We start from the raw sequence: 23,847 nt of genomic DNA, 5'->3' as shown, positions 1-23,847 counted from the left end.
CGCTGGTGCCCCGCCACCGCCCGGCGTGATGTCGTCGGTGAGCGGTCGGACCATTTCGGTCACGCTGGTGAAGCCTGGCTCGCCGGACTGTGCGCCGGTGGTCAAGGAGATTCTCCGGAACGACGACGGCGGTTTTCGCTGGGCCCCGCAGGCTCGGACGGACGGCCCGCCGGTCTACTCGGTGACCGTGCCGAACGACGGTGTCTACGCGCTCGGTGCGGTCTGCCGGGACGGTGCGGAAGAGTATTACGCGCAAGCGACCCCGGTGGTGGTCGGCGACGCTCCGGCATCCGGACCGCTGGTCAGCACGCTGCCCTGGGTGAAGCCGTTCCCGGAGCTGCCCGGCGTCGACCGTGCGGTCGCGGCCACGGTGACCAGCGGTAACGAGCCGTGCGGGGTGGAGGTTACCGAGCTCAACTACGTCGGTGCGCCGTTCCGGTTCAGTTCGTCGCGGCCGGAAGATTTCGTTCCGCCGCACAGCGTGAAAGTGATCTCGGTGTTACCGCCGCGCGGCGGTGTCTATATGACGGTGGGCACCTGTGGTTCCTACAGCACGTGGCCGCCGCAGTTCGCTTCGGTTCCCGGCTGAAGTCGGTCGCATATCGGTGAGGCCACGTACCGATTCGGTACGTGGCCTCACCGATGTCAATGCTATTGAATTCGACGGCCGCAGCGTTTGGCCCTTGCGGTCAGCGTCCCGGTTGCAGCAAGTCGCGAATTTCGGTGAGGAGCACAACCTCGTTCTTCGCATCGTCGGTTTTCTCGCCGAACATCCGTCGCTGCGCCGCCATCGCCGGGACGACGACGAGGAAGTACAGAACAACGGCGATCATCAGGAAGTTGATCCCGGCCGTGATCACCGCACCGATGTTGACGAAGGTCTCGTCGCTATCGGTGATCTTGAAGCCGAATCCGAGGTCGTTCGACCCACCGATCGCGGCAAGGATCGGGTTGATCACGTTGTCGCTGAACGCGGTGACGATCGCTACGAACGCGGTACCCATGACCACCGCGACCGCGAGGTCGATGATATTGCCCTTGAAGATGAAAGCCTTGAAACCCTTCAACATGCGGGGTAGCTCCTGAATCTGTGCTCGGACGTGCTGTCTTCGGTATGGTAACGAACCTGTAGCTCCCATACAGTGCAACGTTCCGCGCGGTCTGCGGTGTGATCATGGCGTGACCTACCCGTGCCGATGTCGGTAGGGTCCATCTCGGGTCTGGAGCATCATCTGAGTAACACGGTAATCGCGTCGGTGAGCGAGACGGCCGCGATCGCGGTTGCCTGCTCGGCGCCGAGTGCGAGGAGCACCACCCGCTCGTCGCTCCGCCCGGTCGCTTCGCCGACCTGAACCACGGCCGCATCGGTGGCCAGCACCGCCGGAGTCGGCGATCGCGGATCGCTCGAGGCGCGGACGACGTCGACCCGGTCGCCGTCGCGGAGCAGATCGACGACGCCGGCGTTGGCGAGTTGCACCGGCACGATCCGGGCATCGGCGGTGCCGGCGGCAGCGGTGGCGGCGCGCGGCGAGATCACCCGGACGTCGGTGATCGGTTCGCCGCGCCGAGTGGCTCCGACCAACGTCCGGCCGAGTGCGTCGGCGGGTTCCTGTAGCGCGCCGTCGGGTCGTGTGCCCGAGGCGAACTCCCGCACGGTGACGTCGTCGGCAGTGAGTATTCGGCCCGGTGCCAGATCGGCGGCGGCGACGATCAGGCGGTCGTGTCCGGTGTCGAGCTCACCCCGAATCAGCAGGATGATGCCGAGCAGGGCCAGTAGTCCGGCGAGTAGTCGGCGAGCTGACGCGCGGCGGAGCGATCCCGGTGGAAAGTTGCTCGTGATGCGGTGCCACGGAAGCGGAGCGATCGATCGTGCGGACATGGGTCGACGTTAGGACCCGGCACCCACAGCGGATCGCGTCTCGACGCCCGGCTGTGGAATACCCGGCGGCGATCCACAGCCGAGTTTCAGCCGGTCTTGGCGGGCACCGACGGCGCGCTCGCCACCGATCCCTTGGACTCGCTCTTCCCGGATTTGCCCCCGCCGGTGCTCGTTTCGCCGGCGGCCGACTTGCTCGAGTCGGACTTGCCGGCACCCGACTTGCCGGAGTCGGGCTTGCCCGATTCGGACGCGTTCGAGCCGGACTTGTCGGCGTCCGACTTGGCCGATTCGGTGCCGTTGGTTCCGCCGCGGCTGTCGGTGCGGTAGAAGCCGCTGCCCTTGAAAACGATTCCCACCGAGTTGAACAGTTTGCGCAGTCGGCCGGAGCACTCCGGGCAGACGGTCAGGGCGTCGTCGGTGAAGGCCTGCGTGACGTCGAACCGGTTGTCGCACTGCGTACACGCGTACGAATAGGTGGGCACTGGAACCTCCGGCGGGATGATGGCTACTGGCACTCTACAATCGACAGTGCCAACGCCGCGAATCGTCGTCTTGTTCCGGTCCAGCTCACCGGTGGTCGAGCCGGACCGCTCCGGCGTGCGGGCACAGTGCCCAACCGACTCGTCGATCGTGGGGGTCTGCGGGCAACTCGGGTACCAGCTCGTCGTCGCGAACCACGGCAACGATCCGTGCGGCCGGATCGGCGAGTGGCAGGGACCGGTCGTAATACCCGGCGCCGCGACCGAGTCGCACGCCACGCCGGTCGGCGGCGAGCGCCGGAACCAGGATCAGCTCGGCGGTCCGGATCGCCGTCGCAGCCAGCCGCGGGCCGGTCGGTTCGTACAGTCCGCGGTCGGTGCGGACGAGGTGGTCCGGGTCGAGGTAGGTGCTCCAGGTCAACGGGCCCGGTCGGCCGGTGACCGGAAGCAGGACCTGCGCGCCGGCGTCGCGCAGTGCGTCGAGCAGTGTCGGCAAGCCGGGCTCGCGGCCGATCGGAACGTAGGCGCAGACGTTCGATCCGGCGGTGACCAGCGCGCTCGCGGCCACCGCCAGCAGACCGGCTTCGATGGCGTGTTCGGCATCGGTGCTACAGCGACGCGCAGTAATGATCTGCTCCCGCCAAAGCTGTTTGGCGGACGGTTCATCGGTGCCGGTCACGACTTCCACTCTAGGTTTCGGCGCGAGACGTACCGCGTGACCCGGAATTGTCCGGCAGATCGATAAGGTATCCGTATGACACAGCCCCAGGGTTCGGTCTGCTTTCGTACCGCTGTCGTTCCGGCTGCCGGCTTGGGGACGCGGTTTCTGCCGGCGACCAAGACGGTGCCCAAGGAATTGCTACCGGTGGTCGATACGCCGGGCATCGAGCTGGTCGCCGGCGAGGCAGCCGACTCCGGTGCCACTCGGTTGGTGATCGTCACCTCGCCGGGCAAGGACGGCGTCGTCGCGCACTTCGTCGAGGATCTGGTGCTGGAGAGCAAGCTGGAGGAGCGGGGCAAGTTCAAGTTGCTGGAGAAGGTGCGTAAGGCCCCCGCACTGATCGATGTGACCTCCGTGGTGCAGGACCAGCCGCTCGGCCTCGGTCATGCGGTATTGCAGGCGGAAGCCGTACTCGATGACGACGAGGATGCAATAGCTGTACTATTGCCGGACGATCTTGTGTTACCCCGTGGGGTGCTCGACGTCATGTGTCGGGTGCGCCGTAAACGCGGTGGTTCGGTGTTGTGCGCGATCGAGGTACCGCAGGAGCAGGTAAGCGCTTACGGCGTCTTCGACGTCGAACGGGTACCGGATGCGGTCAATCCGAACGTGTTGAAGGTCAACGGCATGGTGGAGAAGCCGGCGGCCGAGGAAGCGCCCTCGCGGTTCGCCGCGGCGGGCCGGTATCTGCTGGATCGGGTGATCTTCGACGCGCTGCGCCGGATCACTCCGGGATCGGGTGGCGAGCTGCAGCTCACCGACGCGATCGCCTGCCTGATCGCCGAGGGGCATCCGGTGCACGTGGTCGTGCACCGGGGATCGCGACACGATCTGGGCAATCCGGGCGGCTACCTGCGTGCTGCGGTCGACTTCGCGTTGGACAGCGAGGAGTACGGCCCGTCGTTACGCGGCTGGCTGGAGGAGCGACTCGGCCCCGATTGGGCGCCGCAGCTCACCCAATACGAGTAGGACCAGGGGTATTCGACGACGGGACAGGTGACGATGCGTTCGGTCGAGGAGCAGCTGGGAAAGGTGACCACCGCTGCCGTTGCGCCGGAGCCGGTGCGCGTCGCAATTGCCGAAGCGCTGGGTTTGCTCTGTGCCGAGGACGTCGTTTCGCAGCGCCCGCTGCCGGGTTTCGACCAGGCGGCGATCGACGGCTATGCGGTACGCAGCGTGGACGTGACGGCCGCGATCGGGGCGGTCGGTTCCGGTTCGGGGCCGGACGGTGCAGCGCACCAATTGGTGCTGCCGGTGGTCGGCGAGTTGAGCGCCGGATCGCGACAGCCGGTTCGGCTGCAGCCGCGCCAGACCGTCCGGGTGGATACCGGCGCCCCGTTGCCGACCTTGGCGGATGCGGTGCTGCCGCTGGAACATACCGACGGTGGCCGAGCCCGGATCGTGGTCCGCCGGCCGGTCCGTTCGGGCGATTATGTCCGGGGTGTGGGCGCCGATGTGGCGCCCGGCGACGTCGCCGTACGGGCCGGGACGATCATCGGATCGGCGCAGGTTGGACTGCTTGCGGCGGTCGGGCAGAGCAAGGTGTTGGTGCATCCACGCCCGCGGGTGTCGGTGATCTCGGTCGGTGACGAGCTGGTCGACATCGATCGCCTACCCGGGGTCGGCCAGATCTGCGATGTCAACTCCTACGGGCTTGCCGCGGCCGCGCGGGACGCCGGCGCCGACGTGGACCGAGTCGGCATCGCGCCGGCCGATCCGGTGCGCCTGCGCGAGATCGTCGAGGGCCAGTTGAGCCGCTCGGAGATCGTCGTGATCACCGGCGCGCTCGGTGGCGGGGCGTCGGATCAGATCCGGGAAGCGCTGGCCGACCTCGGTGAGCTCGACGTGGATCGGGTGGCGATGCACCCGGGTTCGGTACAGGGTTTCGGCCGGTTGGGTGCCGACCGGGTGCCGACTTTTCTGTTGCCGTCGAACCCGGTCAGCGCCTTGGTCGTGTTCGAGGTGATGGTGCGACCGCTGATCCGGATCGCGCTGGGGCGGCGGCAGGCGATGCGCCGGATGGTTCGGGCTCGGACGGTGGCACCGATCGGCTCGGTGCAGGATCGGACCGGCTATCTTCGGGCGCAGCTGATGCGGGACGAGCCGTCCGGCGACTATCTGGTGCGGGTGCTCGGCACGCCCGGTGCGTCGCCGCGCCTGCTGGCATCGCTGGCGGAAGCGAACAGTCTGGTGGTGGTGGAGCCCGAGGTGACGATGATCGGTACCGGCGACTACGTGGATGTCGCGTTCCTGGCGCAGCGGAGCTGAATCCGGGTGTCGGTTCTTCTGGGGCGGGCCGCTCATCCCGGCTGGCCGGCGCATGCCGGTCCACTGCGGGTCAAGGGCGGCCTGGTGCGGGTGCGGTCGATCCGGTTGCGGGACGGCTCGGCGTGGAGCCGGCTTCGACTGCGTGACCGGGATCACCTGGAACGCTGGGAGCCGACCGGACGCGCGTCCTGGGAAGCCCGGCATCAGGTGTCGAACTGGCCCGCGCTGTGGTCGAGTCTGCGGGCGGAAGCGCGCCGGGGGCACATGGTGCCGATGGCGATCGAACTGGACGGCACCTTCTGTGGCCAGCTGACGGTCGGAAACATCGTTCGAGGTGCGCTGCTCTCGGCGTGGATCGGGTACTGGGTGGCGCGGGACGTGGGCAATCAGGGGGTGGCGACCGCGGCGCTCGCGCTGGGTATGGACCACTGTTTCGGTCGGCTCGGCCTGCATCGGGTGGAGGCCACGGTGCGCCCGGAGAATCTGGCGAGTCAGGCCGTGCTGCGCAACGTCGGCTTCCGGAACGAGGGGTTGCTGCAGCGGTACCTGGATGTCGACGGGGCGTGGCGAGACCATCTACTGGTCGCGATGACCGCCGACGAGGTCGACGGCACGCTCGCCCAGCGGCTGGTTCGGGCCGGACGCGCCGACTGGGCGTGACGTCACCGCGAAACCGAAGTGCTCGTGTGACGAGTGTGAAAGTTGTTAATTGATGTCGGCGCGCCTGCAGCTCCTCGTCGGCGCGTCGACTTAGCCTGAGCGGGTGTCGGGGTGTTGCGCGATGAGCGGGTCGGGGCAGGGAGGTGACGCCGGTGCCGAATTCCATCCTGTGGATCGGTCTGGTGGCGCTGTCGCTGTTCGTACTTTTTCCGCTGATAGCTTCTCGGCACCCTCGGATTCGGCAGACTACCGATGCAGCGCTCGCTACTCGGGTATTGCATCGGGGTGGCACGCCCGCCCGGGTGGTGCGTGGTCCGGCTGCCGGACACGAAAGCGATCCGACGTGGCGGCCGGATCCACGGGCGGTACGGGTCAGCTCGAGCTATGCGGAGGACCGAATGGAGATCCACGAGGACGAAGCGCCGGCGCGGCGGCAGCCGGTGGATGATTTCGTCCCGTCGCGCCGGGGGCGTGGAGGTTTCGATCCGCGTGCGGACGCGATCGCGCGGGCCGAACGCTATCGGTTCCGTCAACAAGCGGTGCTGATCTTGCTGGTCACCATGGTGCTGTCGGGTCTGCTGGGGCTCATCTTCGGCGCCGGACTCTGGTGGGTGACCGGCGCGGCCGCGACGGTGACCGTGGTGTACCTGGTCTATCTGCGACGACAGGTCCGGCTGGAGGCGGAGATCCGGCGCCGCCGGATGGCGCGGGTCAAGCGGCTGCGGGCCGCAGCAGCGATCGCCCGTGGCGACTCGGAGATGATGGACGAGGCGACCGATGCGGCGTCTCTGGGTGCGTTGCGCTGCACCGCTCCGGTCCTCGATCCCGATGACGGCGACCCGTCGTTCGATCTGTTGCCGACGTACTACGAAGGCGGCGACATCGCGGTCGACGAGTTGTATCCCGGGGAGTTGCGGCACGCCGCCGGGCAGTAGCTGCGGTGCCGGACCGGATTCGGCCCCGGCCCGCCGGTCCTGCTAGAGTTGCGCAGCGCGGTCCGCAGGGGTCGCGTTGGGGCTGTAGCGCAGTTGGTAGCGCGCTTCGTTCGCATCGAAGAGGTCAGGGGTTCGATTCCCCTCAGCTCCACAGGAAAATTGCAGGTCAGAGGCACCTTCTACGAAAGTAGAAGGTGCCTTTGCCGTTGCTCGTGCGCAGTGGAACCGCGCGCGGCTCGTGCCCCGACGTCCATGCGTGGAAACGTCGTCGAGGTCATCGGGGAGAGGTCGGCTCAGCAGTCCCGGGTCGATAACGTTGACCCTGGGCTGACCACTCTCGATGCTCGACGCGGGCAGGCTCACGAGCGCCGACTTTCCGACATCCGAAAAGGACGAGCAATGGCCGGCAAAGCAGCGTCGAGTAGCGTCGAGTAGCGTCGAGTAGCGTCGAGGAAACTATCAGTTACCGCATGCCCACGCTGAAGTACAAGGGTCGTACGCTGGTGTACTTCACCGCTTCCAAGAAGCACATGACGTTCTATCCCTCGTCGTGGGCCATTGATGAGTTGCGGGATCGATTGGCGGGTTACAAGACCACCGAGCACGGGATCCAGTTCACGTTGGAGAACCCGCTTCCCGACGACTTGATCGAAGCCTTCGTTCGCACTCACGTCCGCGACATCGACGCCGACCGGCACTGACCCGATCCCACCGACCAACCTGCACGATGTCCCGTCAGATAGCGGTATCCATTACGAGCGTGAGATTGTCGCAAACGGCATGTGGAACGCCGCGCGCGAGCATCTGACCGAGGCCGGTCCGGAGAGCACGCTCTGGGTAAGCGAGAACGAGTACCGATTCACCGGCCTGATGCGGTTGGTGGCTCCGCTCATGCGTGGTTCCTTCATCAAGCAGTCCCGACAGCACATGGAGGACTTCAGAGCGTTCGCCGAGCACGGAAAAGACGTCCGCGAAGCGAACGGCTGACCGACCCGGAGTGATCGTGGGCTGTCGGATCGGATCGGTTCCGTGCGAAGCCATCTCCTCTCGTAGGTCGGACTCGCTCGTATCGACGCCGAGTCCAGTCGGCAGCCTTCGACCGTGTCATGGTTCACGCTGTGCGTGACGGCGCGATGATCCTCCAAGGCAATGCTCCGGCTCGCCCTGCGAGCCATTCGCGGACATCGACACGGACGTTGATGATCGCCACCCGGTTGACCAGTGCGCTGTTCAGTGCGCGGACGAGGGCCCGATCCCCGGCGCGGTTGCCGGCAGCGACGACTCGTCGCGTAACCGGCAGAACGGGTGGACCGGTTATCGGGGACCTGCCACGGCGACCGTCCCGTCGGCGGCGGTGGTTCGCGCGGCTTCGGCGGGTGTGCCGGCCTGTCGGCGCCGGGTGGCGCGGCGTTCGCGGCGTCCCTCGATGATCTGGTAGACGGCAGGGACGAGTAGCAGGGTCAGCGCGGTGGAGGAGATCAGGCCGCCGATGACCACGATGGCCAGCGCCTTGGAGATGAACCCGCTTCCGCCGGTGACCCCGATCGCCATCGGCATCAGCGCGAAGATGGTCGCCAGGGCGGTCATCACCACGGGGCGGACCCGGCGGCCGGCGCCTTTGGTGATTGCGTCGGCGACGCTGAGGCCGCGATGGCGGTACTGGTTGATCAGGTCCATCAGCACGATCGCGTTGGTGACCACGATCCCGATCAGCATCAGCATCCCGATCAGCGCGGCCACACCCAGCGCGGTTCCGGTGAGGTAAAGCAGGCCGAGCGAACCGATCGCCGCGAACGGGATCGAGAGCATCAGGATGAACGGCTGCACCAGCGAGCGCAGGACCGCGACCAGCAGCACGAAGATCAGCCCGACCGCGACCAACATCGCCAGCCCGAGCTGCCCGAACGCCTCGGACTGCTGTTCGGAGACGCCACCGATGCCGACCTCGACGCCGTCGGGCAGATCCAGGGCGTCCAGACGCTTCTCGACCTCGGTCTGCACGGTGCCGAGCTCGCCGTCTGCCGGGGTCAGCGACACCGTGGCCACCAGGTCGACGCCGGAGCGTCCGACGCTGGACGGCCCGGAGACCTCGTCCACGGCGGCGACGTCGCCCACGGTGACGGCCCCTGGCGAGCCGGGTACTCCTGCGACCAGCGGCAGCGTGGTCAGGTCTTGACGGGACGTCACGGTGTCACCGCCGAGGTAGACCGCGAGCTGCTGCCCGTCGATGCTCACCTTCGAGACGCTCCGCGGGGTCATCGCCGCCGAGACGGCACCGGCGATCGCCTGCTCGGTCAGCCCGTAGGCGGCGGCCTTGCCCCGGTCCACCGTCACGCGCAAGGTGGGCTGGTCGGCGGCCAGGTCGTTGGACAGATCGGTTGCCTGGGGCACACCGGCCAGTGCCTTGGTCACCTGATCGGCTGCGGTGCGCAGAGTCTGCTCGTCGGTGCCGGTGATCTCCACGTCGACCGTCGAACTTCCGATGCCGGTGCTGCCCGCGTCGACGGTCACCGAGTCGGGATTCGGGAGCGCCTTGACCGCGTCCTCGAGGCGGTCTTGGACACTTGTGACATCCACATCGGCGTCGGTGGACACGGTGTAGGTCGCCGTGGTGTCCCCACTGGCGCCCATTCCGGGCGGACCAGCGGTCGCGCCGGAGGTCCCGCCACCGGCCAGGCTCGCGGTCACGATGACGTTCTCGACGCCATCGACCCCCAGCATCAACTTCTCGGTCTCGGCGACCTGTTCGGTCACCTCCCCGATCGTCAGGCTGGAATCGAAGGTCTGGGACACGCTGATGCTGTCCGCACCGGTGTCGCCGAGGAACTCCACACCCAGGCGCGGGATCAACGCCAGCGAACCACCCAACAGCACCACCGCGGCGAGGATCACCGCCACCGGCTTACGCATCGTCCAGCGCAACATCGGCAGGTAGTAGCGCTGCAGCAGGTTCGGCTCCTCCTCGTGATCCAGCTCGTCCGGAACCACCCCCGGGGCACCATCGACATCGTCCGCGCTGCTCGTCGGGTCGGGGACGGTCGTGGGGGTCGAGAGGAACCAGTAGGACAGCACCGGAACGATCGTGAGCGCGACCGCCAGCGAGGACAGCATCGCGATCGCCACGGTCAACGCGAACGGCCGGAAGAGTTGCCCGACGAAGCCACCCACGATCGCGATCGGCACGAACACCAGCACGGTGGCGATGGTGGAGGCAGTGATCGCGGCGGACACTTCCCGGGTGCCGTTGCGGATTGCCACGAGCTTCGACTCGCCGTAGCCCAGGTGTCGTTTGATGTTCTCGATCACCACGATCGAGTCGTCCACAACGCGTCCGATCGCAATGGTCAGCGCACCGAGGGTGAAGATGTTGAGCGAGTAGCCCCGCAGGTAGAGCCCGATGAACGCGGTGAAGATGGACAACGGGATCGAGATTGCCGTGACGATCGTCGGCCGGGCCGAACGCAGGAACACCAAGATCACCAGCACCGCGAACAACAGACCCAGGCCACCCTCGATCGCGAGGTGCCGGATCGACTCGCTGATGAACGGCGCCTGATCGCCGGCCACCACGAACTTCGCATTGCCGCCGATCGCGGTCTCCAACGACCCCAGCTCGGCGTTGACGTCATCGGACAGCGACACCAGGTCGGCGTCGGCGGTCGCGGTGATCTGCACCGACACCGCAGGCTCGCCGTCGACCCGGGTCAACGACGTGACCGGGTTCGGCTCCACCGACACCTTCGCGACGTCCCCGATCGTCACCACACCGCCCGCCCCGGGAGCGGTCTGGTCCGGTGCCGATCGGCCGGGTGCCGCCGCCGAGGTGAGGGGCAGGTTCTCGATGTCCTGGATCGACGTCAGTTCGGACCCGACCTGAACCGCGACGATCCCGCCGTCCTGCACGATGCTGCCCACCGGCATCGCCGACCCGTTGGCCGACAACGCCTGGGAGATCGACTCGGTGGACAGGCCCCGGGCTCGAAGCGCGGCGGCGTCGGGGGCAACTGTCACCCGCTTTGTCGTCCCGCCGCTGACGGTCACGTCCCGCACACCGTCGATGCCCCGCAGCTCGGGGACGGCCACATTCGTCAGGCGGTCGCTGAGCTCACTTGCCGGAGCATCGGAGGAGACCGTCAGCGTCATCGCCGGCAGGTCCGCGAGGCTGCCGCTGGTCACCTGCGGCTTGGCACCCGAGGGAAGCTGGGGAGCGACCGAGTCGACCGCCTCCTGCACATCCGCGGTCAGCTTGTCCTCGTCGAGACCGAAGTCGGTCGTCAGCGAGATGGCCGAGACCCCACTCGACGACGTCGACGTCACCGACTCGACGCCGTCGACCTGGCCCAGCACCCGGGCCAGCGGCACGGTGATCTGTTGATCGACGACCTCCGGGCTCGTCCCCGGTGCCGTCGTCAGGACCGTCGTCTGCGGAGCCGAGAAGTCGGGAAACAACTCCTGCTTCAACGACGCCAGGGAGAACACCCCGGCGGCGGCGATCAGTACGGTCAGCAGACCGACAACCGCCCGGTTGGCCAGACTGGCGCTGGTGAGCTTGAACACGACAGACTCCGAATCGACCGACACTCCAACTGGGGACCGGTCGATCCTCGTCGTCCCCACGTGCCCGGACATCGCCGCGCCGGACCGACTTGGACTACTGCGAACAGACGAGGCGAGCTCCGGCGGGACCGGTAGTCAGGCCCCGGGGGTGACCAGCCCGGATTCGTAGGCCCAGATCACCAACTGTGCGCGTCCTGGGGCGTCGAGCTTGGTCATCATGTTGTTGACGTGGGTCTTGGCCGTGTAGGGGGAGATCACCAGCTGCTCGGCGATCTCCTGGTTCGACATACCGCTCGCGACCAGCACGAGAATCTCCCGCTCCCGGGGCGTCAGCTGCGCCACTCGGGCGACGTCGTAGCGGCCTCGGTTGGTGGCGGCGTTGTCGATCTGGAGGAACCGCCCGATCAGGCTCCGGGTCGCCGCCGGCGACAAGAGCGCGTCCCCGTCGTCGACCGCGTGCACCGCGTGAACGATCTCCTCGGGCTCGGCCCCCTTGCCGATGAAGCCGTCGGCACCGGCGCGCAGGGCCGCCAGCAGGTACTCGTCCTCCTCGAACGTGGTCAAGATCAGCACCCGGACCGTGCGCAGCGTCTCGTCGCCACGGATCTGGGCGGTCGCGGCGATGCCGTCCAGCACCGGCATCCGAATATCCATCAACACCACATCCGGGTGGTGCTCACGAGACCGGGCCACGGCTTCCCGGCCGTCGACCGCCTCGGCCACGACCTCGACGCCATCGGCAGATCGCAAGAGCTCGACCACTGCCGAACGGATCAGCGCCTGATCATCGGCGACCACGACACGCACGCTCATCGAAGTCCTTTCCGCGTCTCGCGGACCTTCTCGGCCGCCGGGCCCGGGGTGCCCAGCGGCAGTCGCGCATCGACGACGAACAGGTCGGCGCTGCCGCGTCGGCCGTGGGTGAACGTTCCGCGTAGCGAGGCTGCTCGCTCCGCCATCCCGACCAACCCGTGTCCCGAGCCCAAGCCCGAACTCCCGGCCGCCACGAGCTCTCGGCCGGGATCGTCTCGTGGCCCATCGGTCGACGAGCTGATCGGATTGCTGATCGTCACCGCGAGTTCGGCGGCATCGACCACCACCCGCACCTGTGCCGTGCCGGTCCCGTGGCGCAGTGCGTTGGTGAGACCTTCTTGGATCACCCGAAAGGCGGTGATGTCGACGGCCGGAGGCAGCGCCGAGACGTCGCCGCAGACCTCCAGCGTCGTCTGCAACCCGTTGCGGGTGAAGTCGGCCACCAAGTCCGCCACGCCGCCCAACCCCAGCGCCCGGACCGGTTCTGCTGCTTCCTCGGGTGACCGCAGGGTCGCCAGCAGATCGCCGATCTCACGCAGCACCAGCCGGGCGGATTCCCGGACCGTCAGCAACGCTTCCGCAGCCGCCTCGGGCCGAGTCCGGATCGTCGACGACGCAACTCCTGCGTTCAGGCTGATCACCGTGATCTGATGAGCCACCGCATCGTGCAGATCCCGGGCGACCCGCAGCCGATCCTCGGCCACCCGACGCGAGGCCTCCGCTTCCCTCGTCGCCTCCGCCCGCAGCGCGCGGTCGGTGATCTCGGCGATATAGGCACGCCGTACCCGCACGGCCTGGCCGAGAGCCACTGCGAACGCAATCTGCACCGCGATCGGGACGACCATCGGGTCGGTGACGCGACCGACCGCAATACCGCTGACCACCACCAGCGGCACTGCCACCGTCACGCCGGTGATCACCGCCGTGCGCCGCTCGTAGGCCACCGAGACGGTATACACCGCGATCATGCACGCCAGCGAGGTGAACGGCGAGATGCTGAACGTCGTTGCCGCGACACACTGCAGCACCACGCACGCGGCCAACACCGCCCACGGCCGACGATGCCGCAACATGATCAACCCCGCCGGCACCAGCACCGCCAGGTAGCCCAGCGGGGTTCGATCACCGACCTGCTCCGGCACCCGCATGAGCACGGTGACGACCACCACCAGCGCAACGAGGAGTTCTTTCACCGGCGGCGGGACGCGGCCGAACAGACCCACCTCGGCGACTCGATCCACGTCGCCATCCGCACCGTTCACCGACGTTCACCCGGCCCAACCTCGGGCAACCCTCGACGAGCCGCCGACCGATCCACTCCCGTCGAGTCTGCCCCAGCACCGCCCGCGCCGACATCGCACCCTGCGCCGATCCTCTTCTACCACGTATGCAGTAGGGCACCCCCACACGGCTCGACGGGCCCGGCGACCCGGGCGATAGCCTCGCTGCATGAGCACCGTTCGAGACCTGGTACGTATCGCCCTCGGTGGCATGATGGTGGGCGCCGGCATCAGCCATCTGACGTTCGCGCGGGAAGAGTTTCACGCCCAGGTGCCGACGTGGTTTCCGGTGGACGAGGACGTCACGGTGCTCGCTTCGGGGGGCGTCGAAATCGCGCTGGGGGCGGCGTTCGTCGGACTGCCGCGGCATCGGCGCACGATCGGGGCGTTGCTCGCCGCATTCTTCGTCGCGATATTTCCCGGGAACATCGCGCAATATGTCGAGCACCGGGATGCTTTCGGGCTCGACTCCGACGGCAAGCGGCTGCTCCGGCTCTTCTTCCAGCCGGTTCTGATCGCGGCCGCACTGTTCGGTGGCGGGCACCTGGGCCGGCGTCGATCGTCGGGGAGCCGGATCCGCGGGTAGGCTGCCGGCAAGTGGACCTGACGTACCGGACACAACGAAGGGCGCAGCGCCAGATGAGGGGAACCGGCGGGATCGGCGAGTAGCCGGTCGACGGATAGGACACGCGCGTGATCACGACGTTCAACGACAAGAAGACACTGATCACCGGTGCGGCCGGCGGTATCGGCCGGGCCACTGCGATCGCCGTTGCTCGGCACGGAGCGCAGCTGTTCCTGACCGATATCGACGAGGCCGGGTTGCTCGAGACCGTCGGCCTGGTGGTAGCCGAGGGCGGCACGGTGAGCGCGACCCGGGCGTTCGATATCGCCGACTACTCGGCGGTCACCGTTTTCGCCCAGGACATCCACGAGCAGTTCGGTGCGATGAACGTGGTGATGAACGTTGCCGGAGTCTCGGCGTGGGGAACCGTCGAGAATATGGATCACCTGCTGTGGCAGAAGATGATCGATGTCAACTTGATGGGCCCGATCCACGTGATCGAGAACTTCGTGCCACAGATGATCGAAGCGCGTGCCGGTGGCGCGTTGGTGAACGTATCGTCCGCGGCCGGACTGCTGGCGCTGCCCTGGCACGCCGCATACAGCGCCAGCAAGTACGGACTGCGGGGGATATCGGAGGTCCTGCGGTTCGACCTGAAGCGGCACAAGATCTCGGTGCATCTGGTGGTCCCCGGCGCGGTGGATACCGGTCTGGTCGAGTCGATCGAGATCTGCGGGATCGATTCCGAGGATCCGCGCATCCGGCGCGGGCGGGCGATCTACCGCAATCGGGCGAAATCACCCGAGCACGCGGCGACGCGGATCGTCAAAGGTGTGCAGCGGAACGAGTTCCTGATCTACACCTCCAACGACATCCGATTCGGCTACTGGTGGGCCCGAAAGTTTGCCTGGCCGTATGAGCTGGTCATGCAGCGAGCGAACGATCGGTTCAGCCGGTTCTTGCCGCCGATCGGCCACGACGACTGATCGCTCGCCGAGCAACCTGGCCGCGCGGCCGTTACCGTTGATCGATGGGCGACGCACCCGGGGTGGATTCCGAGGTCAGGGCGTTACGTACGGTGCTGTTGCATCGCCCGGGCGACGAACTGAAGCGGCTGACGCCGCGCAACAACGCTCAGCTGCTGTTCGACGGGTTGCCGTGGGTCGACCGGGCGCAAGAAGAGCACGACCGGTTCGCCGAGGTGTTGCGGGGTAGGGGCATCGAGGTTCTGTTGCTGACCGACCTGTTGACCGAGACGTTGGCGGTGAGCGGTGCGGCACGAGTTCAGGGCGTGGCCGCAGCGGTGAATTCGCGCCGGCTCGGACACGTGCTGGCCGACGCCCTCGCGGCGTACCTGCGGGCGATCCCGGCGGCCGACCTGGCCCGCGTGCTCACCGCGGGGATGACGTTCGACGAGCTGCCGGTCGCGCCAGACAACGCGTCGTTGGTGCGGATCATGCATCACGACGCCGACTTCGTCATCGACCCGCTGCCGAACCTGCTCTTCACCCGCGACTCGTCGTTCTGGATCGGCCCACGGGTGGCGATCACCTCGTTGGCCATGCCGGCGCGGAGCCGGGAGACCTCGCTCACCGACTTGATCTATGCCTTTCATCCCCGATTCCTCGGTGTCCGGCGGGCATACGAATCGCATACCGCGCCGGTCGAAGGCGGTGACGTCTTGTTGCTGGCTCCGGGCGTCGTCGCGGTCGGCGTAGGGGAGCGCACCACGCCGGCCGGGGCCGAGGCACTCGCCCGGAGCCTGTTCGACGACGGACTGGCGCACACGGTGCTGGTCGTGCCGATCGCGCAGTCGCGCGCGACCATGCACTTGGACACCGTGTGCACCATGGTCGATGTCGATGCCGTCGTGATGTACGCCGCGATCCAGGACACCTTGTCCGCCTTCACCCTCGAGTGCACCGGGGACGAGGTGCGCATCGACGGGCCGGCGCCGTTCGTGGTCGCGGCAGCGGCGGCGATGCAGATCGACGTGCTGCGGGTGATCGACACCGGTCTCGACCGGGTCACGGCCGAACGCGAGCAGTGGGACGACGGCAACAACACGCTGGCGCTGGCGCCCGGTGTGGTCGTGGCCTACGAGCGCAATGTCGAGACCAACGGCCGACTGGAGGCCGCCGGGATCGAGGTGGTCCGGATCGCCGGCTCCGAACTGGGCTCGGGCCGGGGTGGTCCGCGCTGCATGTCCTGCCCGATCGCCCGCGAGCGGATCTGAGCGGGGCGCTCACCGCACCGACGTCACCGCGTCGGCCACGCAGCCGGTCCCGGCTCGAGGTGGGTCGAGATACTCCACGATTGTCGGCTCGGTGCCGGCAGCCGTCGTCATCCCCAGTACCGTGCGAGAGGTGGAACAGCGCGGATTGTGATAATTGTCGCGGTCGTTGCCGTGCCTCGTATTCTGCCGCCCGACCGAAGGGAGCTGCGTGTGCGTCTCTCGATCGACCCGCGCTCGACCGTTCCGCCGTACGAGCAGCTGCGGCTTGCGGTGATATCGCAGGTTCGGACCGGACAGTTGATCGCCGGCACGAAACTGCCCACCGTGCGAGCGCTCGCCGTTCAGCTCGACCTGGCGCCCAACACGGTAGCCCGCGCCTACCGCGAACTGGAGCAGGACGGTGTGCTGGAGACCCGGGGCCGGCACGGCTCGTTCATCGCGACCAGCGGGGACCCGACCCGGGACGCCGCCGGGCGGGCCGCCACCGACTACCTGGCGACCATTCGGCGGCTGGGCTTGCCCGACTCGGACGTGCTCGGTTTCGTCGAGGCAGCGCTCAACGCCAGCTGGGCAGCCAGAGCTCGCGATTCCAGGTGACCGTGGAGATCGGCAGTGCGGTGAGGATCGGCCACAGCCAGACGAAGTTCGCGATCACCAGCCCCAGGTAAAGGCAACAGGCCAGCAACCCGGTGCCGCGCCGCTCGGCCGGTGCCCGAGCCGGACCCAGGATGTCGCCGAGCGCCAGCGCGACGCCCATGATCAGAAACGGGGCCAGGGTGGCGGCGTAGAAGTAGTACATCTGCCGGTCCAGTTCGAGGAACCAGGGCAGCAGCGCCGCCGCATAGCCGATCAGGACCGCGCCGTATCGCCAGTCCCGGCGGACCGCAACGCACCACAGTGCCCAACCGAGCATCGGCAACGCGAGCCACCAGATCGCCGGGGTGCCGATCAGCATGACCGCTTTCACGCAGGAACTGCCGGAGCAGCCGCGGATCCGGTCGCCGTCGGCGTAGTAGTACAGCATCGGGCGGAGGCCCATCAGCCAGGTCCAGGGCTTGGACTCCCACGGGTGATGGTTGCCGGCCGAGTTGGTCAGCCCCTCGTGGAATCGGAGCACGCTGGCGGCGTAATACCACAATGACCGGAGTGCGTCCGGGACGAAACCGAACAGGCCGCCGGTGCCGATCTGATTGCCGACCGCATGCCGGTAGACGCCGGTCTCGCTGGCGAACCAGGGCCAGTAGGACGCCAGGTAGATCGCGACCGGAACGATTCCCATCGCCCAGGCCGTCGGGCCCAGGTCCCGCCGGAGCACGCCGCGGACCGGCCGCTCGACTCGGTAGCCGCGGCGCGCCGTGAGGTCGAAGATCAGGCTGAGCAGGGTGAAGCAGAGCACGAAGTAGATTCCGGACCACTTGGTGGCACAGGCCAGCCCGAGGAACACGCCGGCACCGAACCGCCACCAGCGCACGCCGAGCCGTGGCCCGTAGGGCGTGGCGCCGATCCGGTGTTCGACGGCGACCCGGGCCATCCGCGCACGCACGTCGTCCCGGTCGACCACCAGGCAGCCGAACGCCGCGGTGGCGAACAGCGCCAGGAAGACGTCGAGCAGCCCTACCCGGGACGAGACGAACAGCAGGCCGTCACAGATCGCCAGCACGCCCGCGGCGGCACCGATCATCGTCGACCTGGCCATCCGGCGCACGATCCGGATGATCAGCAGCACCAGGACCGTACCGGCGACGGCCGAGGCGAACCGCCAGCCCCAGGCGTTGTAGCCGAAGAGCGCCTCACCCATCGCGATCAGCCACTTGCCGACCGGCGGATGCACGACCAGGCCGTAGCCGGGGTTGTCCTCCAGCCAGCCGCCGGTGAGCACTTGATAGGCCTGCGGGACGTAGTGCTTCTCGTCGAAGACCGGAGTGCCGGCGTCGGTCGGATACGACAACATGGTGAACCGGGTGATCGCGGTGATCATGGTGAGGAACCCGGTGACCAGCCAGCCGCGCATCCGGTCGGTGGGCCCGGGGTCGAACGTCGGCAGCAACGGTGCGGGGCTGACGGTGGTCAGCGGATCGGGCAAAGCCGCCCGCTCGTCCGTCAGGGTCACGAAAGCGATCGTATGCTGTCCCGGGTGGAGGGTCGTCTGGTGCTGGCCGGCACACCCATGGGCGCGGTCGGGGATGCGTCTGCCCGGTTGTGCCAGGCGCTGGCCACCGCCGACGTGATCGCTGCCGAGGACACCCGACGGACTCGGACCCTGGCTGCCGCGCTCGGCGTGCGGATCACCGGCAGCGTGGTGAGTTTCTACGATCATGTCGAGTCGGCCCGGATTCCCGACCTGCTGGACCGGATCGTGGCCGGGGCCACGGTCGTGCTGGTCACCGATGCCGGGATGCCCTCGATCAGTGATCCGGGCTATCGATTGGTCGCTGCGTGCGTGCAGCGCGGATTACCGGTGACCTGCCTACCGGGGCCCTCGGCAGTGACCACGGCGCTCGCGGTGTCCGGGTTACCGGTGGATCGGTTCTGTTTCGAAGGTTTCGCCCCGCGGCGGAGCGGGCAGCGGCGCAATTGGCTGGCTACCCTGCGCACCGAACCGCGGGCCTGCGTCTTCTTCGAGTCTCCGCATCGGCTCGCGGATTGTCTGGCCGACGCGGTCGAGGTGCTCGGCCCGGACCGGCGCGGCGCGGTGTGCCGGGAGTTGACCAAGACCTACGAGGAGGTCGTGCGCGCCGGACTCGCCGAGCTGGCCGACTGGGCGGCCGGTGGTGTGCGCGGCGAGATCACCGTGGTGATCGCCGGTGCCGAGCCGACGGCACCGGCGCCCACCGACCTGATCGCCGAGGTGGAGCGGCTGGTGGCCGCCGGCGCCCGGCTCAAGGATGCGTGCGCCCGCGTCGCCGGCCCGGGGGTGTCGCGGCGGGCGGTGTACGACGCGGTGCTCGCGGCACGTCGTGGTGGTCAGGCGCCCGCGGTAGGACCGGCCGGCGCCGGACCGGACTCGCTCGGACCCGGCTGAGCGGGGCTGGACGGGCTGGGATCGGGCTGGCTGGTACCGGACTGGCTGGGATCGGGCTGGCTGGGATCGGGCTGAGCCGGGCCGCCCGGGGGAATCGGCGGGACCGGCACCTGCTGGTTGCCCGGACCGTTCTGTCCCGGCGGATTCGGCATCCGCTCCGGGCGGTCGAAGCCGCCCGGGCCGAAGCCGCCCCGGTCGACCGAGTGGCCGCTCCGGCCGTGGTCGTGGCCGGATCCGCCCACCAGGTAGCCGGCGCCGAACCCGATTCCGCCGATGATCAGGATCGCGAGCAGGCCGGCGAGAACCGGGGCGGCGCGAACCTGCCGGCGCAGTGCCTCGAACTGCCGTGCCCCGAACCGCTGCGGCTCGGCTGGTCGCGGGGGCTGATCGCCGGGCTGCGGTTCGGTGGTCGGCAATTTCTCGGTGGGGTTTTCGGGGGTCACGCGGCGAGCCTAGGGCGACTTTCTGGCAATCAGTTGTCCGCGCGGTGTCGGTATGCTGATGGCTCGATTCGGTCGGTTACCAGTGCACGCCGGGGATCCACCGGCCCACCCGGCGAATCCGGATCGGAGTGATCCGTGCCGGGCCGGCGTGGCTGTCGCCGTTCGGCGGCGCAGCGACGGGAGAGGACTCGGCTGCCACCGCTCGCGCCGGTACCTCCCCCTTGGCCGCCGGCGAGTCCGGGAAAGCACGGTAGTACCGATGGAGCGCACGGTCCTTGAGCCGTGGGGTGAGCAGACCCAGGTATTCGGAGATGGTGCCGACCGGGGTGTCGATCCGTTTCGGTTGCTCGGTCAGTGCGCGCACGATCGTTGCCGCCGCCCACTCCGGGCTCTGCGCGCCGCCGACGTTCGTGCCGGCACTGGGAGCGATCATCGGCGTACGAACCAGCGGCATGTGGATCGTGGTGAAGGTGATGCCGTCGGCCAAGGTTTCCGCCGCGACGCAATCGGTGAACTTGTCCAGCGCGGCCTTGCTTGCGAGATAGGCCGAGAACCGTGGCGTGCTCAGCTGCACCCCGGCGCTGGATATGTTCACGATGTGCCCGGACCGGCGCTGTCGCATGCTCGGCAGCAGCCGCAGAATCAGCTGCACGGCACCGAGATAGTTCACCGCCATCGTGCGCTCGAAGTCGTGCAGTCGGTCGGTCGACCGATACACCGAGCGCCGGATCGACCGCCCGGCATTGTTCACCAGCATGTCCACCTGACCGTGATCGTGCAGGATCGCCGCGACGACCCGGTCGACCTCGGCGGGATCGGTGATATCGCACGGATAGCCGTGGGCTCGGCCACCGGCCGTCCGAATCTCCGCCACCGCGTCGGCCAACTCGGGCTCCCGGCGGGCCAGCAGGATTACTGTCGCACCCTTTCGAGCTATCGCCGACGCTGCAGCCCGACCGATACCGGACGAGGCTCCGGTGATCATCACGTGCTTGTCCGTGAGCGATCGCATCGCCATCACTACTCCTCACCGAACGACCTGTCGATCTTACTCTAGAGTAAGATCGTTCCACTGTAGGCCGGGGGGCGGAACCGGCCGCTCGATACCCAAGGGCGTGACAGCAAAAAACGCGGCCCCTGCGTTGTACGCAGGGGCCGCGTCGTTGCTTACGAGCCGGCGACTACTGGCCGAACGACGGAGCGATCGTGCCGTACCAGGCCTCGTGCAGGCGGTCTTCCCAGTAGCTCCACCAGTGAATTCCGCTGGTGCTGATGTTCACCTGCGCCTGGACTCCGGCGGCCTTCAGCGCACCGGCGAACAGCTCGCTGCTCATCCCGGACGCGGTCTCCAGTGGGACCAGCTGGACGAACTTGACCGGGTCGAACGACGGGCTGCCGGGCGTGACGGCGGCATCGAGCTTGCCGGGCGCACCCATGCCGGCGGAAACATAGACGCGCATACCGCGCAGCGCCGCGACATTCACCAGCGGATCGTTCTTGACCCACTGGGCGCTCGGCCACGGGCCCCACATGTTGACCGCGTTGCCGCCCATCTCGCCGACCGATACGGCGATGCCCTGCGCGTAGCCCGGGGTGCTCACCGACGGATAGCCGCTGAACGAGGCCACCGACCGGTACAAGCCGGGATTCTGGGTGGCGAGATTCAGCGCGGAGGTGCCGCTCATCGACAGGCCCGCAACCGCGTTCTGGCCGTTGGCACCGAAGTTGGCTGCCATGTACGCAGGTAGTTCCTTGCTCAGGAACGTTCCCCACTTGGGCAGGCCGAGCTTCGGGTCGGCGCGTTCCCAGTCGGTGTAGAAAGTGCCGCCACCGCCGAACGGAATTGCGACGTTGACGTGCTTGTCGGCGAAGAAGCTCTCGACCTGGGTGTTGATCAACCAGCCGTTGTTGTCGTCCGGGGCGCGCAGTCCATCCAGCAGATACAACGTCGGCGCCGGGCCGCCACCGGCCGCCTTCAGCACCTTGACGGGGATGTTCTTGTTCATCGCCGGGGAGAAAACTTGCACTACCACGGAATCTGCGCTGGCGGTGCCGACGCTGCTGATCACCACCGAGTACAGGGCGGCGACCAGCGCTATTGCAAGCGCGAGTAGCCGAGGGGCACGGATCGACATCAAGGATTCTTTCCGGTTGCTGGGTTACCGACCTGGAGAAGGGTAACAGGTAGCTAACGGTGGGAGTCGTGGACGGCTCACTGTTCGTGACGGAACGGCAACGGGTTGCCCGCACAACCGTGACGTTCGGACTGTGACGTTCGGCCGACCCGTCCGGCTCCCGCGCGCGAGATCCGCCGGTTCGACCCGCTGCGGTAGGCCGGCGCGCCTACCATCGACTGCGGGCGTTCGATCCCTGCACATCCAGGTGGGGGATGAAATGGAGGATCAGTGGAGGCGGACTACATCGTCGTGGGGACCGGCTCGGCGGGGGCGGTGGTTGCCGCGCGACTGAGCGCGGACCGGTCGGTACGGGTGCTGGCGCTGGAGGCCGGCCCCAAAGACAAGAATCAGTTCATCCATATCCCCGCCGGGTTCAGCAAGTTGTTGCAGAGCGACGTCGACTGGGATTACCACACCGAACCGCAGCCGGAGTTGGCCGGCCGGCAGATCTACTGGCCACGGGGTAAGACGCTGGGCGGGTCCTCCTCGATCAACGCGATGATGTGGGTGCGTGGGTTCGCTGCGGACTACGACGAGTGGGCCGAGTACGCCGGCGACGGCTGGTCGTTCGCCGAGCTGGCGCCGTACTTCCAACGGATCGAGAACGTGCAGGATGCGCGGGAATCCGACGAGGGGCGAAGCGGCCCGATGTACGTGTCGCAGCAGCGCAGCCCGCGTACCTGGACCGCGTCCTGGCTGGCGGCCGCGGAGGAGACCGGTCATCGGGTCGTTCGCCCGAATCTGCCTCAGCCCGAGGGCTTTTGCCGGACGATGGTATCGCAGAAGGACGGCCGCCGGTGGAGCACGGCGGACGGCTACCTGAAGCCGGCGCGAGGTCGGCGGAACCTGACGGTGCGGACCGACGCGCAGGTCACCGCCGTACTGTTCGACGGGAACCGGGCGATCGGCGTCGAATATCTGCGGGACGGCAAGCGCGAGGTGGTTCGGGCCCGGCGCGAAGTAGTGCTGTGCGGTGGCGCGGTCAACACGCCACAGTTGCTCATGTTGTCCGGTATCGGTGACGCGGACCAGTTGCGGCAGCACGGCATCCAGGTCCGCCAGCACGCACCGGCGGTGGGGACCAATCTGCTCGACCACCTCGTCACGCCGGTGGGCATCTCGGTCGCCGGCGATTCGTTGTTGGGTGCGGACAAGCCGCTGGAGCTGATCAATTATCTGGTCCGACATCGGGGCAAGCTCACCTCGAACGTCGGCGAAGCGTACGGCTTCGTGCGCAGTCGGCCCGAGTTGGAACTGCCCGACCTGGAGCTGATCTTCGCGCCCGCGCCGTACTTCGACGAGGGCTTGGCGGAGCCGGACGAGCATGCCGTCGTGATGGGTCCGATCCTGCTGAAGCCGGAGAGCACCGGCACCGTCACCCTGGCTTCGGCCGATCCGCTGGCCGCACCGGTGATCGACCCGCGTTATCTCTCCGACAGCGGTGGGGTGGATCGGGCAGCCATGCTCTCCGGGCTGCGGCAGGTGTGGCAGATCGCGCAGGCGCCCGCGTTGCGGAGCCGGCTCGGTCGGGTGCTACGACCGGCCGGAGTCACCGACCTGTCCACCGAAGAGGCATTGACGACCGCGCTGGAGACGGTATCGCACACGCTGTATCACCCGGTGGGTACCTGCCGGATGGGCATCGACGACGACAGTGTGGTCGACGAGCAGCTGCGAGTACGTGGGGTGCAAGGCCTGCGGGTCGCCGACGCGTCGGTGATGCCGACGATCATTCGCGGTCATACCAGCGCCCCGGCCATCCTGATCGGCGAGAAGGCGGCCGAGCTGATCCAGCAGGCCGGATAGCACCGC

Annotated in this window: 24 protein-coding genes and 1 tRNA gene; 14 read left to right on the top strand and 11 right to left on the bottom strand. The window is 67.8% G+C overall.

Going from position 1 to position 23,847, the window contains the following annotated elements; genetic code table 11:
- Nucleotides 1-37 precede the first annotated feature (37 nt).
- Nucleotides 38-589, top strand: coding sequence for a hypothetical protein (locus KV203_RS15160; RefSeq protein WP_157079887.1), 552 nt, complete (start codon nucleotides 38-40; stop codon nucleotides 587-589).
- 100 nt (nucleotides 590-689) lie between these two features.
- Here the strand turns inward: KV203_RS15160 and mscL are convergent, their stop codons facing one another.
- The 4 genes from mscL to KV203_RS15140 all read right to left on the bottom strand — a co-directional run bounded on the left by mscL (nucleotide 690) and on the right by KV203_RS15140 (nucleotide 3,037).
- Nucleotides 690-1,070, bottom strand: coding sequence for a large conductance mechanosensitive channel protein MscL (gene mscL / locus KV203_RS15155; RefSeq protein ID WP_218820994.1), 381 nt, complete (start codon nucleotides 1,068-1,070; stop codon nucleotides 690-692).
- Nucleotides 1,071-1,228: 158 nt separating this feature from the next.
- Nucleotides 1,229-1,879: an SAF domain-containing protein gene (locus KV203_RS15150; RefSeq protein WP_083530117.1), complete on the bottom strand. Its 651-nt coding sequence runs from the start codon at nucleotides 1,877-1,879 to the stop codon at nucleotides 1,229-1,231.
- A gap of 86 nt (nucleotides 1,880-1,965) precedes the next feature.
- Entirely contained in the window at nucleotides 1,966-2,361 is a 396-nt protein-coding gene (locus KV203_RS15145; protein WP_066471406.1) for an FmdB family zinc ribbon protein, read from the bottom strand.
- Nucleotides 2,362-2,446: 85 nt separating this feature from the next.
- The gene (locus KV203_RS15140; RefSeq protein ID WP_066471403.1) at nucleotides 2,447-3,037 is read right to left on the bottom strand and encodes a 5-formyltetrahydrofolate cyclo-ligase; all 591 of its coding nucleotides are present in this window, start codon (nucleotides 3,035-3,037) and stop codon (nucleotides 2,447-2,449) included.
- 75 nt (nucleotides 3,038-3,112) lie between these two features.
- Here KV203_RS15140 and KV203_RS15135 point away from each other — a divergent pair, with 75 nt between their 5' ends.
- The 7 genes from KV203_RS15135 to KV203_RS15105 all read left to right on the top strand — a co-directional run bounded on the left by KV203_RS15135 (nucleotide 3,113) and on the right by KV203_RS15105 (nucleotide 7,929).
- Nucleotides 3,113-4,048: a UTP--glucose-1-phosphate uridylyltransferase gene (locus KV203_RS15135; protein WP_066471401.1), complete on the top strand. Its 936-nt coding sequence runs from the start codon at nucleotides 3,113-3,115 to the stop codon at nucleotides 4,046-4,048.
- 33 nt (nucleotides 4,049-4,081) lie between these two features.
- A complete protein-coding gene (gene glp / locus KV203_RS15130; protein ID WP_066471397.1) occupies nucleotides 4,082-5,347 on the top strand; it encodes a molybdotransferase-like divisome protein Glp in 1,266 nt (421 codons plus the stop codon).
- A 6-nt stretch (nucleotides 5,348-5,353) separates the two neighbouring features.
- On the top strand, nucleotides 5,354-6,007 hold the full coding sequence (locus tag KV203_RS15125) for a GNAT family N-acetyltransferase (protein WP_246600177.1): 654 nt from the start codon (nucleotides 5,354-5,356) through the stop codon (nucleotides 6,005-6,007).
- Nucleotides 6,008-6,159: 152 nt separating this feature from the next.
- On the top strand, nucleotides 6,160-6,942 hold the full coding sequence (gene sepX / locus KV203_RS15120; RefSeq protein WP_083530124.1) for a divisome protein SepX/GlpR: 783 nt from the start codon (nucleotides 6,160-6,162) through the stop codon (nucleotides 6,940-6,942).
- Nucleotides 6,943-7,020: 78 nt separating this feature from the next.
- A tRNA-Ala gene (locus tag KV203_RS15115) sits at nucleotides 7,021-7,093 on the top strand.
- A 319-nt stretch (nucleotides 7,094-7,412) separates the two neighbouring features.
- Nucleotides 7,413-7,643 carry an iron chaperone gene (locus KV203_RS15110; RefSeq protein ID WP_066471394.1) on the top strand — a complete coding sequence of 77 codons (231 nt, stop codon included), beginning with the start codon at nucleotides 7,413-7,415 and terminating at the stop codon, nucleotides 7,641-7,643.
- Nucleotides 7,644-7,722: 79 nt separating this feature from the next.
- The gene (locus tag KV203_RS15105; protein WP_174522062.1) at nucleotides 7,723-7,929 is read left to right on the top strand and encodes a hypothetical protein; all 207 of its coding nucleotides are present in this window, start codon (nucleotides 7,723-7,725) and stop codon (nucleotides 7,927-7,929) included.
- 327 nt (nucleotides 7,930-8,256) lie between these two features.
- On the opposite strand, the gene KV203_RS15100 is transcribed toward KV203_RS15105, so the two are convergent.
- The 3 genes from KV203_RS15100 to KV203_RS15090 all read right to left on the bottom strand — a co-directional run bounded on the left by KV203_RS15100 (nucleotide 8,257) and on the right by KV203_RS15090 (nucleotide 13,574).
- Nucleotides 8,257-11,499 (bottom strand): efflux RND transporter permease subunit, encoded by a 3,243-nt coding sequence (locus tag KV203_RS15100; protein ID WP_169797509.1) that lies wholly within the window; start codon nucleotides 11,497-11,499, stop codon nucleotides 8,257-8,259.
- Between the two features lie 135 nt (nucleotides 11,500-11,634).
- Nucleotides 11,635-12,312: a response regulator gene (locus tag KV203_RS15095; protein WP_066471388.1), complete on the bottom strand. Its 678-nt coding sequence runs from the start codon at nucleotides 12,310-12,312 to the stop codon at nucleotides 11,635-11,637.
- Entirely contained in the window at nucleotides 12,309-13,574 is a 1,266-nt protein-coding gene (locus KV203_RS15090) for a sensor histidine kinase (protein ID WP_066471386.1), read from the bottom strand. The genes KV203_RS15095 and KV203_RS15090 overlap by 4 nt, the downstream gene beginning before the upstream one ends.
- A gap of 187 nt (nucleotides 13,575-13,761) precedes the next feature.
- Between KV203_RS15090 and KV203_RS15085 the strand changes: the two genes are divergently transcribed.
- The 4 genes from KV203_RS15085 to KV203_RS15070 all read left to right on the top strand — a co-directional run bounded on the left by KV203_RS15085 (nucleotide 13,762) and on the right by KV203_RS15070 (nucleotide 16,990).
- Nucleotides 13,762-14,178 carry a DoxX family protein gene (locus KV203_RS15085; RefSeq protein ID WP_066471384.1) on the top strand — a complete coding sequence of 139 codons (417 nt, stop codon included), beginning with the start codon at nucleotides 13,762-13,764 and terminating at the stop codon, nucleotides 14,176-14,178.
- A gap of 107 nt (nucleotides 14,179-14,285) precedes the next feature.
- Nucleotides 14,286-15,143 carry an SDR family oxidoreductase gene (locus KV203_RS15080; RefSeq protein ID WP_066471382.1) on the top strand — a complete coding sequence of 286 codons (858 nt, stop codon included), beginning with the start codon at nucleotides 14,286-14,288 and terminating at the stop codon, nucleotides 15,141-15,143.
- Between the two features lie 44 nt (nucleotides 15,144-15,187).
- Nucleotides 15,188-16,393 carry an arginine deiminase gene (locus KV203_RS15075; protein WP_066471380.1) on the top strand — a complete coding sequence of 402 codons (1,206 nt, stop codon included), beginning with the start codon at nucleotides 15,188-15,190 and terminating at the stop codon, nucleotides 16,391-16,393.
- Nucleotides 16,394-16,603: 210 nt separating this feature from the next.
- Entirely contained in the window at nucleotides 16,604-16,990 is a 387-nt protein-coding gene (locus KV203_RS15070; RefSeq protein ID WP_066471378.1) for a GntR family transcriptional regulator, read from the top strand.
- Here KV203_RS15070 and KV203_RS15065 read toward each other — a convergent pair.
- A complete protein-coding gene (locus tag KV203_RS15065) occupies nucleotides 16,950-18,503 on the bottom strand; it encodes a dolichyl-phosphate-mannose--protein mannosyltransferase (RefSeq protein ID WP_066471376.1) in 1,554 nt (517 codons plus the stop codon). The genes KV203_RS15070 and KV203_RS15065 overlap by 41 nt on opposite strands.
- A 24-nt stretch (nucleotides 18,504-18,527) precedes the next feature.
- Between KV203_RS15065 and rsmI the strand changes: the two genes are divergently transcribed.
- Complete coding sequence (gene rsmI, locus KV203_RS15060) at nucleotides 18,528-19,415, top strand: 16S rRNA (cytidine(1402)-2'-O)-methyltransferase (RefSeq protein ID WP_066471491.1); 888 nt, start codon at nucleotides 18,528-18,530, stop codon at nucleotides 19,413-19,415.
- On the opposite strand, the gene KV203_RS15055 is transcribed toward rsmI, so the two are convergent.
- The 3 genes from KV203_RS15055 to KV203_RS15045 form a co-directional block, all read right to left on the bottom strand.
- Nucleotides 19,358-19,858 carry a hypothetical protein gene (locus tag KV203_RS15055; protein WP_066471374.1) on the bottom strand — a complete coding sequence of 167 codons (501 nt, stop codon included), beginning with the start codon at nucleotides 19,856-19,858 and terminating at the stop codon, nucleotides 19,358-19,360. The genes rsmI and KV203_RS15055 overlap by 58 nt on opposite strands.
- 76 nt (nucleotides 19,859-19,934) lie before the next feature.
- A complete protein-coding gene (locus KV203_RS15050) occupies nucleotides 19,935-20,876 on the bottom strand; it encodes an SDR family NAD(P)-dependent oxidoreductase (RefSeq protein ID WP_066471371.1) in 942 nt (313 codons plus the stop codon).
- A 163-nt stretch (nucleotides 20,877-21,039) separates the two neighbouring features.
- The gene (locus KV203_RS15045; RefSeq protein ID WP_066471368.1) at nucleotides 21,040-21,993 is read right to left on the bottom strand and encodes an alpha/beta hydrolase; all 954 of its coding nucleotides are present in this window, start codon (nucleotides 21,991-21,993) and stop codon (nucleotides 21,040-21,042) included.
- Nucleotides 21,994-22,263: 270 nt separating this feature from the next.
- On the opposite strand from KV203_RS15045, the gene KV203_RS15040 reads away from it, so the two are divergent.
- A complete protein-coding gene (locus KV203_RS15040; protein WP_066471365.1) occupies nucleotides 22,264-23,841 on the top strand; it encodes a GMC family oxidoreductase in 1,578 nt (525 codons plus the stop codon).
- The last annotated feature ends 6 nt before the right edge of the window (nucleotides 23,842-23,847 follow it).

Origin of the sequence: Skermania piniformis, assembly GCF_019285775.1 — a bacterium.
GTDB classification, from domain to species: domain Bacteria; phylum Actinomycetota; class Actinomycetes; order Mycobacteriales; family Mycobacteriaceae; genus Skermania; species Skermania pinensis.
This window is presented reverse-complemented; position numbering and strand designations above follow the sequence as displayed.